Source organism: Vibrio sp. 10N.222.55.A1 (assembly GCF_041473835.1).
Classification (GTDB): domain Bacteria; phylum Pseudomonadota; class Gammaproteobacteria; order Enterobacterales; family Vibrionaceae; genus Vibrio; species Vibrio crassostreae_C.
Window position 1 is genome coordinate 1 of sequence record NZ_JBFRSX010000089.1, and the last position, 4,716, is coordinate 4,716.

3 protein-coding genes and 2 pseudogenes are annotated in these 4,716 nt (G+C 46.3%); 3 read left to right on the plus strand and 2 right to left on the minus strand.

From position 1 onward, the window contains the following. The first annotated feature begins 249 nt into the window (after positions 1-249). The 3 genes and pseudogenes from istA to AB4493_RS21040 all read left to right on the plus strand — a co-directional run bounded on the left by istA (position 250) and on the right by AB4493_RS21040 (position 3,147). A complete protein-coding gene (gene istA, locus AB4493_RS21030) occupies positions 250-1,782 on the plus strand; it encodes an IS21 family transposase (RefSeq protein ID WP_372155763.1) in 1,533 nt (510 codons plus the stop codon). An 11-nt stretch (positions 1,783-1,793) separates the two neighbouring features. Further along, positions 1,794-1,898: pseudogene (locus AB4493_RS21035) on the plus strand (IS21-like element ISVch3 family helper ATPase IstB); the annotation flags it as partial. A 71-nt stretch (positions 1,899-1,969) separates the two neighbouring features. Next, a protein-coding gene (locus AB4493_RS21040) for an IS3 family transposase (protein WP_102420178.1) occupies positions 1,970-3,147 on the plus strand; the annotation gives its coding sequence in 2 pieces (ribosomal slippage) (positions 1,970-2,228 and positions 2,228-3,147; 1,179 coding nt in all). A gap of 120 nt (positions 3,148-3,267) precedes the next feature. On the opposite strand, the gene gltS is transcribed toward AB4493_RS21040, so the two are convergent. Both gltS and AB4493_RS21050 read right to left on the minus strand, forming a co-directional pair. Continuing rightward, on the minus strand, positions 3,268-4,476 hold the full coding sequence (gltS, locus tag AB4493_RS21045) for a sodium/glutamate symporter (RefSeq protein ID WP_017061004.1): 1,209 nt from the start codon (positions 4,474-4,476) through the stop codon (positions 3,268-3,270). Between the two features lie 70 nt (positions 4,477-4,546). Further along, positions 4,547-4,716: pseudogene (locus AB4493_RS21050) on the minus strand (bifunctional aspartate transaminase/aspartate 4-decarboxylase); the annotation flags it as partial.

Below are 4,716 nucleotides of genomic sequence, written 5' to 3' on the forward strand. Positions count from 1 at the left end.
CCAGAGCCCTTTAGCATGTTGCATATTTCGGAGCATTCCGATCAGTCATTTCGGGATTATCCGATCACCCATTTCGGTTTAAACCGATCACTGATTCCGCGATTATCCGATCACTTTTAGCCTAACTCCGAAATCGGTGATCGGAATAGCGAAAACCGCGATCGGAATGCCCGAAATCCTTCCTTTTTCTCTTTTAAATCAATAGCTCGCTATTCTTTACTTCTTAAACAAGAACGTAAGGAAGCGACAATGGCCAAAAAGAGAACTCCAATGAACAAAATCAAAGAGGTATTACGCCTTAAGTACGACTGCGGTCTCTCCAATCGTGGTATCGCTTCTTGCCTGAAACTCGGCCCGTCCACCATATCGGAACTCCTTACTCGCTTTAAACAAAGCCAACTTGGCTGGCCTCTACCCGAAAGTTGCAGCGATGCTGATCTCACGCAAGCGCTGTATCACGGCAAGAAAGCCAGTCGCGATAAAGTCATGCCAGACTTCACTCAATACGCAGTCGAACTCAGACGTAAAGGCATGACAAAGATGTTGTTGTGGCAGGAATACCATGAGCAATATCAAGAACAAGCTTACGCTTACACTCAGTTCTGCGAGCACTTCACTCGTTGGTTCAAAACTCAAAAGCGCAGCATGCGCCAGCTCCATGTGGCAGGTGACAAGCTGTTTATCGATTACTGTGGGCCTCGGCTTCAAGTGGTCAACCCTGATACAGGTGAAGTGCGCGAAGCAGAAGTGTTCGTGGCGACCTTAGGTGCGTCCAATTACACCTATGTTGAAGCCTTCCCGAGTCAAGGTAAGTCTTACTGGTTAGAGGCGCATGCCAATGCGTTCGAGCACTTCGGTGGTGTACCACAGCTCTTGGTTCCCGATAATCTACGTAGCGCGGTCACCAAAGCCAATCGTTATGAGCCGAGACTTAACGACAGTTATCAAAAACTGGCGAATCACTATCAAACCGCAGTGATGCCAGCTCGCCCTTACAAACCGAAAGACAAAGCCAAGGCAGAGAATGCCGTGATCCTAGTGGAACGCTGGATCATGATGCGACTACGACATCAAACCTTCCATACCTTCAAAGAGCTGAACCTTGCCATCCGTGAGCTTATGAATGACTTAAACGAACGTGAGATGAAACAGTATGGTGCGAGCCGCAAAGCGCTGTTCGACAAACTCGATAAGCCAGCGTTAAAGCCGCTACCTAAGCAGCGATACCTCTATACCGAAACCAAGCGAGCCAAGGTTGGGCCTGATTATCACATAGAATATCGCCGCCACTACTACTCGGTGCCACATCAACTTGTTGGTCACCATGTCGAACTGGAAGCCTCCAACCGTCTGGTGCAGATCTACCATCAAGGTAACTTGGTAGCCCAGCATCCACGCAGCCAAAGAGAGCGCGGAAACAGCACCCAACCAGAGCACATGCCGAGTAATCATCAACATCAGAAGTGGTCGCCTGGACGCCTGCTCAACTGGGGAGCCAATATCGGCCCAGCCACACGAGAAGTCATCAATAAGATGCTCTACTCCAAGCCTCATCCAGAGCAGTCGTATCGCTCCTGCCTTGGGCTGCTCAATCTGAGTAAAGCGCATGGCGAGTCGCGCTTAGAGCAAGCCTGTAAAGATGCGCTGATGCTGACAAAACCGAACTACACCTTCATCAACAATCTGCTGAAGAACAATCGTGAAGGACAACTGAGCAAAGACAACACGAGCACGCCGAACCTTGTTCATAGCAATGTCCGTGGCCCGAACTGTTATCACTAGGAGAAATACAAATGAACGCACTGAACGACCAACTCAAAACCCTCCGCTTGAGCCATGCAGTGAAAGCGTTAGAGCAGCAACAAGAACAACTGAGCACCTACGCAGAGCTGGACTTTGTAGTGGTACGCTGAATTTGGTCACTTAGTTAGAGGTGATATCATCACCTCATAAGTTAACAGGTGACACTATGACAAAACGTACAAGAAGACTATTTAGCGCTGAATTCAAATTAGAAGCGGCACAACTGGTTCTAGATCAGAACCACTCTGTGACAGAGGCTGCTCAAGCTATGAATGTTGGGAAGTCCACGATGGATAAGTGGGTTCGCCAACTAAAAGAGGAACGTCAGGGGAAAGCACCTAAAGCATCGCCGATGACGCCTGAGCAAATTGAAATACGTGAATTAAAAAAGAAGTTAGCTCGCCTTGAAGAGCATAATGAAATATTAAAAAAAGCCACGGCTCTGTTGATGTCGGACTCACTGAACAATTCTTGATAATCAAGAAACTCAAGCAGAGCCACAGCGTAAAAATATTATGTGAAGTGTTCAATGTTCATCGAAGCAGTTATAACTACTGGCGAAAACGTCCAGTAGAAATTGATGCCGAAACAGCAAAGCTCCGTAGTTTAGTTAGCGAGGCACATGCCGCAAGCAACGGTTCTGCGGGAGCGAGAACCATTGCTGACATAATAACGAGTCAGGGAACTAACCTGAGTCGCTACAGAGCAACGAAGTTCATGAAAGCCCTTGGTCTAGTGAGCTGCCAAGTGCCAAAACACAGGTATCGTAAAGCATCACAAGAACATATTGAGATCCCAAACCTCTTAGGCCGCCAGTTTGCAGTTACGGAGCCAAACAGAGTTTGGGTTGGTGACGTTACTTATGTTTGGACTGGCTATCGTTGGATGTACTTAGCCGTAGTTTTAGACCTGTTCGCTAGAAAAACGATTGGTTGGGCAATGTCATTATCGCCCGATAGTCGATTAACTCGTAAGGCTCTTGCCATGGCTTATGAGTCTCGTGGTAAACCACAGGGCGTCATGTTTCACAGCGATCAAGGCAGTCATTATACAAGCCGAAGTTATCGGCAATTACTGTGGCGCTTTCAGATCAAGCAAAGCTTATCTCGACGAGGAAATTGCTGGGATAATGCACCAATGGAACGCTTCTTTAGAAGCTTGAAGACGGAATGGATACCTACAGTAGGTTATCGGAGCTTTGCAGAGGCACAACAAGAAATTACTCGATACATTATTGGGTATTATTGCCAACTCCGCCCGCACCAATACAACGGTGGTTTGACTCCCAATGAATCAGAACGATTGTTCTGGTTAAACTCTAGGAACGTGGCCAATATCAGTTGACCACTACAATTACACCTTTCAAACCGTCACTCCTCTTCTGAATATAGTTTTTGATGTCTTGAGTAAATTTTAAAGTCAAAGTACTGAACTTTGGTAATCCCCTTTGATGGGGAAGATCCATCAAGACATGAAATGTAAGAATGTCTCTATAACGATTAGGTTTGAGAGATCGATAAAGAACGCACCAATTAACGGCACGATAAAATACGCTTGTGGCGATGGGCCGTAGTAACCCGTGATACCATTCATATTGAGCATGGCTGTCGGTGTCGCACCCAAACCAAAGCCCGCATGACCACTTGCCATCACCGCGGCATCATAATTTTTACCGAGTAGCTTATAGGTAACGGACGTAACAAACACAATAGTAAACAATGTTTGAATCGTTAGGATAACCACCAGCGACAACGCCATATCAAACAGCTGCCAAAGTTTGATTTCAAGCAATGCCATAGATAAGAAGACACTTAGGGCAATTGAGCTTAAACGTGCCACTTCGACCATCGCAATCTTGGCAGGTTTGCTCTCGCTAAATAGTGTTGAGAATAGTGCACCAACAAATAACGCATAGACGAAATTTGGCACCATGTTCAGCCAATGCACATCGAGCACAAGCACTAAACTATGTAGCATTTGGCTGAGCTCAACACAGCATGCTAAAAGAACAACGCTTCCGATGCCATGTAGTACATTGCCCTTAGTCGGCATGTGATGGGCCTTTTTGTGTTCCACATCTGCTGCATGTACGTTCGGTGTTGAAAGTTGATTTTTTTCAACCAAATACGTGCCTAAAGGCGCTCCGATAATACCGCCAATCACAAGACCAAAAGTGGCACAGGCCATCGCGATTTCGAGTGCATTATCGACACCAAAATGGTCATGAAACATCGACGCCCATGCAGCACCTGTACCATGCCCACCTGATAGGGTGATAGAGCCCGTCATCAGTCCTAGCTTAGGATCCAGCCCTAAGAACGAGGCTGCAGCGACACCAATAGCGTCCTGAAAAATAATATAAACAACGGCGATTCCGAGAAAGACAACGAACAAGCGTCCACCTTGGAATAGCTGCTTGATATTTGCGCTTAAACCAATGCCTGCGAAAAACATCAGCATCAACGTCTCTTTATAAGGAAGTTCAAATTCGAACTCCATTCCCATGCGATATAAGCAAGTAGTAATTAAGGCTGCGATGCACCCACCAATCACCGGCCCTGGGATATGATATTTACTTAATATTGGTGTGTGTTTTTTGGTTACCTCACCAAACAACAACATCAAGAGTGCCAAAATGGCAGATTCAACGGCATTTACAGAAATTACATTCATTATCACGACCTAAACAACCGAATAAAAAAGCCCCGACTTGACGGGGCTTATATTTTCTAGCAACTACGAATTACGCAGAGAACTCTTGGAAGTACTCATCCAACACAGTGCGTGTTGCACGGCCAATTAGCTCGTACTCGTGGTGAGTAAGGTTCGCTAGTGATACACGTACTGATGCGTGTACTGTGTCGAAACCTTTACCAGGTAGTAAGATTACGCCAGTTTCGTGAGCAAGACGGA